The 6,351-nt window shown below is 73.6% G+C and carries 8 protein-coding genes; 6 read left to right on the forward strand and 2 right to left on the reverse strand.

The genetic code is table 11. The annotated features are described in order from the left end of the window. Nucleotides 1–301, forward strand: a 301-nt coding sequence (locus EHS43_RS34080; RefSeq protein ID WP_312023461.1) for a ketopantoate reductase family protein, incomplete at its 5' end; no start/stop codon positions are given. Between the two features lie 53 nt (nt 302–354). Here the strand turns inward: EHS43_RS34080 and EHS43_RS34085 are convergent. Further along, the gene (locus EHS43_RS34085) at nt 355–885 is read right to left on the reverse strand and encodes a GNAT family N-acetyltransferase (RefSeq protein WP_125194513.1); all 531 of its coding nucleotides are present in this window, start codon (nt 883–885) and stop codon (nt 355–357) included. Nucleotides 886–1,018: 133 nt separating this feature from the next. Between EHS43_RS34085 and EHS43_RS34090 the strand changes: the two genes are divergently transcribed. The 3 genes from EHS43_RS34090 to EHS43_RS34100 all read left to right on the forward strand — a co-directional run bounded on the left by EHS43_RS34090 (nt 1,019) and on the right by EHS43_RS34100 (nt 3,615). Next, the gene (locus tag EHS43_RS34090; protein ID WP_125194514.1) at nt 1,019–2,005 is read left to right on the forward strand and encodes an alpha/beta fold hydrolase; all 987 of its coding nucleotides are present in this window, start codon (nt 1,019–1,021) and stop codon (nt 2,003–2,005) included. Nucleotides 2,006–2,039: 34 nt separating this feature from the next. Further along, entirely contained in the window at nt 2,040–2,588 is a 549-nt protein-coding gene (locus EHS43_RS34095) for a YciI family protein (protein ID WP_125194515.1), read from the forward strand. Between the two features lie 61 nt (nt 2,589–2,649). Next, nucleotides 2,650–3,615 carry a YihY/virulence factor BrkB family protein gene (locus EHS43_RS34100; protein ID WP_125194516.1) on the forward strand — a complete coding sequence of 322 codons (966 nt, stop codon included), beginning with the start codon at nt 2,650–2,652 and terminating at the stop codon, nt 3,613–3,615. Nucleotides 3,616–3,985: 370 nt separating this feature from the next. Here the strand turns inward: EHS43_RS34100 and EHS43_RS34110 are convergent, their stop codons facing one another. Further along, a complete protein-coding gene (locus EHS43_RS34110) occupies nt 3,986–4,411 on the reverse strand; it encodes a DUF6003 family protein (RefSeq protein WP_125194517.1) in 426 nt (141 codons plus the stop codon). A 269-nt stretch (nt 4,412–4,680) separates the two neighbouring features. On the opposite strand from EHS43_RS34110, the gene EHS43_RS34115 reads away from it, so the two are divergent. Next, nucleotides 4,681–5,934 carry an MFS transporter gene (locus EHS43_RS34115; protein WP_185806533.1) on the forward strand — a complete coding sequence of 418 codons (1,254 nt, stop codon included), beginning with the start codon at nt 4,681–4,683 and terminating at the stop codon, nt 5,932–5,934. 86 nt (nt 5,935–6,020) lie between these two features. Next, the coding region (locus EHS43_RS34120) for a hypothetical protein (RefSeq protein ID WP_125194518.1) at nt 6,021–6,351 on the forward strand (331 nt) is incomplete at its 3' end.

The raw sequence follows: 6,351 nt of genomic DNA on the forward strand, positions 1-6,351 counted from the left end.
GCACGCCCTCCCCCTCGGAGAGGTGCGTACCCGCCACCGCGAGGAGCTGGCCGCCCTGGTCGAGGAGACCGCCGCGGTCAGCGCGGCCTGCGGCGGTCCCGCCGACCCCGCCCAGGCCATCGCCCGCTACGACGCCTTCCCGCCCGGCATGAAGTCCTCGATGCAGCGCGACGCGGAGGCGGGCCGCCCCCTCGAACTGGACGCGATCGGCGGGGCGCTGCTGCGCGCGGCGGACCGGCACGGGGTGAAGGTGCCCGTCGCGGCCCGGGTGGTAAGGGAGTTGGGGGACGCCGGCCACTGACGACCCGTCCGACCCGTGCGGCCGGTCACCGCTCCTCCCGACGCCCCCGCTCCTCAGCGCTCGCCCTCGCCCTCGCCCTCGCCCTCGCCCGTCAAGTCGTACCGCCAGTCGTTCGACGTGATCCAGTGCCCCTTCGGGTACTCGAACGCGGCCTGTCCGAGCAGGGTGAAACCGGCCCGGCGGCAGACACCGTTCGACGCGGGGTGCTCCACGCTCGGGAACGCGTGCAGATACCGGTGTCCGCCGGCGGCCCGTGCCTCGGCCACCACGGCACGGGCCGCCCCCGCGGCCAGTCCCCGGCCCTGGAACTCCGGCAGGATCCCCCACCCGGTCTCCCATATCAGGGAGTCCCGCCACTCCCGCTCCCAGAACCCGACCGAGCCGACGGTCTCCCCGCCGTCCGCGAGCGTGACGCGGTACATCCGCCCCGACGACAGCTCGACGTACCGCCGGTGCCGGTCGCGGAGCTTCTCCTCGCTCTCCGGCCCGCCCAAGTGGTCGGTCATCTCGGGGCTGTTGGTCCGCTCCAGCAGCCAGAAGTCGCCCTCCGCCCAGGGCACCAGCCGCACCTGCTCCGTATCCATGCAACCACCGTAGGCGCCGGGTCTGACAATCGCCCCGGCCTGCGGTTTTGCCGAACCGGCAAACAGCCTCGCGCCGGTCCGCCCCCGCCCCGCAGGATCGTCGTACCCAGTGATCCGTACGTACGGAGGACACATGCCGCACCTCACCCACCGTCTGGTCCCCGGTCCCGCCGGCCGGATCCACCTCGTGGAACAGGGCACCGGGCCCCTCGTCCTGCTGCTGCACGGCTTCCCGGAGTCCTGGTACTCGTGGCGCCACCAGCTCCCGGTGCTGGCCGCGGCCGGGTACCGGGCGGTCGCCGTGGACGTGCGCGGATACGGCCGCTCCTCGAAGCCGGAGGCGGTGGCGGCGTACCGGATGACCGAGCTGGTGGCGGACAACGCGGCCGTGGTGGAGGCGCTCGGCGAGCCTTCCGCGGTGCTCGTGGGGCACGACTGGGGCGCCACGATCGCCGCGCACTCGGCGCTGCTCAGGCCGGACCTCTTCCCCGCGGTCGCCCTGCTCAGCGTGCCGTACACGCCGCCCGGCGGTCCCCGCCCCAGCGAGGTCTTCGCGGGGATCGGCGGGGAGGAGGAGTTCTACGTCTCCTACTTCCAGGAGCCGGGCCGGGCCGAACGGGAGATCGAGCCGGACGTACGGGGCTGGCTGGCCGGCTTCTACGCCGCGCTCTCCGCCGACACGATGCCCACGGCCGGCGCGGACCACGTGCCCGCCGACCCCCACTTCGTCGCGCCCGGCGGGAGGCTGCGCGACCGCTTCCCCGCCGGCCGCCTCCCGGCCTGGCTGACCGAGGACGATCTCGACGTCTACGCCGGGGAGTTCGAGCGCACGGGGCTGACCGGTGCCCTGAACCGCTACCGTGCGATGGACCTCGACTGGAAGGACCTGGCCGCGCACGCGGGCGCGCCGGTCCGGCAGCCCTCGCTGTTCCTGGGCGGCACCCGGGACGCGTCCACCACGTGGCTGTCCGACGCGATCGACGCGTTCCCCACCACGCTGCCCGGTCTGCGCGCCGCCCACCTCCTCGACGGCTGCGGCCACTGGATCCAGCAGGAACGCCCCGAGGAGGTCGGCCGTCACCTGACCGACTGGCTCGGGTCGATCGGCGCCGGGCGGTAGCGCGGGGGCCCGCGGTGAACCAGGCTCTGGGGCCATGGAGTTCTTCTGCTACCACCGTGACCGGCCCGGGTCCCTGCCGCTGCGTGAGGCGCTGGGCGAGGCGCACTGGTCCTACATGGACCGGTACGAGGCCGAACTGATCGCCCGCGGGCCGACGTTCGCCGCCGACGGCGAGACGCCGAGCGGGAGCGTGCACATCGTCGAGTTGCCCGACCCCGCCGCGGCCCGCGCGTTCGCCTTCGACGAGCCCAACTACCAGGCGGGGGCGTACCGGGACGTGCTGCTGCGCCGCTGGCGCAACCTGCTGGGCCGCACGATGTGGGACTTCCCCGGCGGCCGCACCGGCGGCGACCGGTACCTGGTGCTCGGTCTCGGCGCGGGAGAGGCCGTCGACCTCGCCGTACCGGCCGAGACGGACGACCTGATCGCGTACGGCCCCCTCCTGTCCGACGACGCCACCGCCTGGCTCGGTACGGCGGCCCTGGTCCGCGCCACTGGCCCGGAGCGGGCACGGGCCGTGCTGAGCGCGGACCGGTACGCGTGCGTGGAGGTGCACGAGTGGGAGTTCGGCGGACGGCGCTGACAACGCCGTTCTCGGGGCAACCGCACAGGGACCAGCCGTCCGAGCAAGGAGCGTCCACGCCATGGGTACCGCCGTCCGCGTCCCGCAGACCCGGGACATGATCGGGGACGAGCTCTCCGGAGACGAGGCGTTCACCGCCCTGCGCCACTACGGCGGCCTGCGGCTGCTCACCGACTCCTTCGCGCGGTTCCGCTACGCCGACGGCTTCACCAACGCCCGGGCGCTCGCCTTCCAGGTGGTGCTCGGGCTGGTGCCGTGCACGGTCGCGCTGGTCGGTCTGGCCACCTCGGTGCACACGGAGGGGGTGGGCCGGATCATCGAGCTCACCCTCGGCCGGATCGTGCCGGGCGCGAGCGCCGACATCGTGAAGGACGCCTTCGACGGGACGCGGCGCACCGCGCACGGCAGTGTCTGGAGCACGCTCGCCCTGTGGCTCGGCCTGGGCTTCGCCCTGCTGAACCTGGCCTCGGCCATGGGCCAGATCGAACGCGGCGCCAACCGCATCTACGGCATCGAGCGCGACCGCGCCTTCCCGCGCAAGTACGCGCGCGGGATCGTGCTCGCGGTCGCCGCCGGTCTGCCCCTGGTGCTGGGCTTCGTCGTGCTGGTCGCCGGGGAGGCCGTGGGCGACGCGGTGGCCGAGTCCGCGGGCCGGGAGGACGGCGGACCGCGCTGGTGGGGTGTGCTGGACCTGCCGGTGGGGCTCGCGCTGGCCTGGGTGGCCTCCGCGGTGATCTTCCGCTGGTCACCGCGCCGGGTGCAGCCGGGGTACACCTGGCTGGCGTTCGGCTCGGCCGTGCATCTGCTGCTGTGGGTGTCGGCCACGTGGCTGCTCGCGCTGTACGTGGCGAAGAGCGGCGCCTTCGGTGCGGTGTACGGGCCGCTCACGGCCTTCATCGCCCTGCTGCTGTGGGCCAACCTCACCGCTGTCGCGCTGTTCCTCGGCATCGCCTTCGCCGCCCAGCTGGAAGCGGCGCGCGCCGGCATCGAGTCAGCCGTACACCCGGACCCCGGCCCGGGCACATGACCCCGCACGACAACACCCGGGTGCCTGCCGCCGCCTCACCGGTCCTGCGCCCGCGGTCGCGCAACACGGTCACGTGACCAGCCCGCCGCCGCGTCGGCGGGCGTCACCAGCTCTCCGCAACGAGGGCCTTCGCCAACCCGCGGTCGCCGCGTAAGCCCTCCACGGAGCGGCGCGGCCCCTAGGGCGTGTTGCGAAAGTCCCGCCTGCCTCGCGACGCCATGCACGCACTCTCGCCGCACCGGGCGAAAGCCCAAGTACATCCAGTACGAGGGCTTCCGCCCGGCACGCCGAGAGCACGCACCTGACGCCGCGAGGCCCGCCCTTCGGGCGAACGACGGGACTTTCACAACACGCCCTAGTCGGCCCGCCCTCAGCCCTGCGCCGCCGCCGTGACCGTCGCCGGGTCCACGCCGGTCAGTTCGACGATGCGGTGCGGGGGGACGCCGGCGGCCAGGGCTCGTCCGATCAGGCCGTCGCGACCGTCCGCGCAGTCGCGGTAGGCGAGCAGTTCCTCCTCGACCCCGGCGAGCGCGTCCGGCGCCAACTCGTGGCGGACCCGGCTCAGTTCCTCGTCGCTCAGCGGCACGGGCAGCCGTTCGGCCCCCTCCGGTACGGCGGCGGTCTCCTCCGGCGGCAGCAGGCGCAGGTGCGGGGAGGTCGCCGTCGTGCCCTGGGCGTGCAGCCACGCGCGCACCGCGGGGGTCTCCATGCACGCGAGCTCGCCGACGGCGGCGGGAGGCACGCCGAGCCGCGCGGACGCGTCGTCGAGCAGGAACAGGTAGGCGTCGTCGGTCATCCTCGGCTCCTTCGCACCACGGGCTGATCGACCTCCCATTACCCCGCCTCGCCCGGCTAATGTTCAGTCCTGCGAGTGACGCGGAAGGAGCGAGGACATGCCCGGTCTTCCGAGCGCGCGATGACGCAGTAGGCCCTGAGCGGCCTGTCATACGCGTGCTGCCCCTCGACGGTGCGGCACAGCCGACCTTTGATGCGAGGACCACCGTGCCGTTCTTCTCCTCCCCCTTGCCCGAGATACCTGATGCCGGCCGGTCCGTTCCGCCGCGGCTGTGGCGGGACGCCGACTTCCGCAGTCTCTGGTTGGGCCAGACCGCCTCCCAACTCGGCGAACACACAAGCCTGTTGGTGCTGCCTCTGTTCGCCGTCCTGACCCTCGACGCCGGGCCCGGCGAGCTGGGCGTGCTGCGCGCGGTGGGGCAGGCGCCGATCCTGCTGCTCTCGCTCCTCGTCGGGGCGTGGGTGGACGGATGGCGGACCCGCACGGTGATGGCCGTGTCGGACGCCGGCCGCGCCCTGGCCCTGGGCGCCGCCGCCCTGGCCGGGCTCCTCGGCGGCCTCGGCCTGCCCGCGCTGTTCGTGGTCGTCCTGGCCGTCGGCGTCCTGTCCGTGTTCTTCGACGTCGCCTACCAGTCCTCGCTCGTACGGCTGGTGAGGCGCGATCAGCTGGTGCGGGGCAACAGCGCGCTGGAGGGCAGCCGGTCCGCGGCGCAGATCGGCGGGCCGGCCCTCGGCGGCGCGCTGGTGTCATGGCTGTCGGCACCGTTCGCCGTCGCGACGGGCGCCCTCTTCTTCGCGCTGTCGTTCCTGTCGATCCGCCGGATCCGTCGCGGCGAGCCGGTGCCGGGACACGCGGAGCGTCCCGTCCGCACGGGGCGGCGGATCCACGAGGGCCTGCGTTTCGTCGTACGCGACACCTCGCTGCGGACCGTGTGCCTCGCCTCGGCGGCCTTCCAGTTCTCCTTCGCCGCGCTGATGACCGTCTATCTGCTGTTCCTGCCCCGGGAACTGCACCTGTCGGGCACCGTCGTCGGGCTGTCGCTCGCGGCGACGGGCCCGGGCGCGCTTCTGGGCGCCCTGCTCGCCGCCCGTCTGCCGGGCCGGTTCGGGTACGGCGTGGTGCTGGTGTCGGCCGCGGCGCTGGGCGACGGCGCGTTCCTGTGGGTGCCCGCGCTGCACGGCTCCTCCGCGGCGACGGTCGCCGTGCTCCTGGCGGTCGGTTTCGTGTTCGGGGCGGGCGGCCAGTTGGTGAACGTCACCGTGATGGCCGTCCGGCAGGCGGTGACCCCGGACGGGATGCAGGGCCGGGCCGCGGCCACGATCACGTTCGTGGGCATGGGCCTGACCCCGCTCGGGTCCCTGCTCGGCGGGTACCTGGCGCAGGAGTGGGGGTTGCGCGCCAGTCTCCTGGTGACGGCGGCGGGCATGCTGTTGTCGCCGGTGGTGATGGCGCTGTCGCCGCTCGCCCGGCTGGGGCGGACGCTTCCGGCACACGCGGGCCCGCACCTCCCCGCGAGGGACTGAGCGCGGCGCGGGGCGGCCACCCCCCGTTCGCATGAACCTCCCGAAGCCACTCGCCACTCAAAATCGAACAGGCGTAGCATTGTGTCGTGGCAAAGACCTATGACTTTCCGAGTGACCTCCTCGCCGGTCAGGAGGAGCTGCATCAGGTCCGGGCCGAGCTCTCGGCCCTGCTCAAGCGGCTCCCCTGGTCGGTCGCGCCTCTGGACGGCTTCAGCGACGACAACGGCTGGCGGAAGGTGGAGCGCCCCGCCTCCCCCGGTTGGACCCCCGACGAACAGGCCGAGGTGGAGAAGCTCCGGCAGCGCGAGCACGAACTGGCGGTCTTCGTCACCACCCACCGCTTCTGGACGGAAGTGGAGGCACCGGACCGCGTGGTCGCCCGGAGCGAACTGAAGCACGCGTCTCAGGGGCAGGAAG

Source organism: Streptomyces sp. RP5T (genome assembly GCF_003933965.1).
Classification (GTDB): domain Bacteria; phylum Actinomycetota; class Actinomycetes; order Streptomycetales; family Streptomycetaceae; genus Streptomyces.

Bases quoted from the DNA above. Each gene is read 5' to 3' on its own strand.
- EHS43_RS34100 (WP_125194516.1), top strand. From the start codon at position 2,650: ATGGGTACCGCCGTCCGCGTCCCGCAGACCCGGGACATGATCGGGGAC.
- EHS43_RS34095 (WP_125194515.1), top strand. From the start codon at position 2,040: ATGGAGTTCTTCTGCTACCACCGTGACCGGCCCGGGTCCCTGCCGCTG.
- EHS43_RS34110 (WP_125194517.1), bottom strand. From the start codon at position 4,411: ATGACCGACGACGCCTACCTGTTCCTGCTCGACGACGCGTCCGCGCGG.
- EHS43_RS34085 (WP_125194513.1), bottom strand. From the start codon at position 885: ATGGATACGGAGCAGGTGCGGCTGGTGCCCTGGGCGGAGGGCGACTTC.
- EHS43_RS34090 (WP_125194514.1), top strand. From the start codon at position 1,019: ATGCCGCACCTCACCCACCGTCTGGTCCCCGGTCCCGCCGGCCGGATC.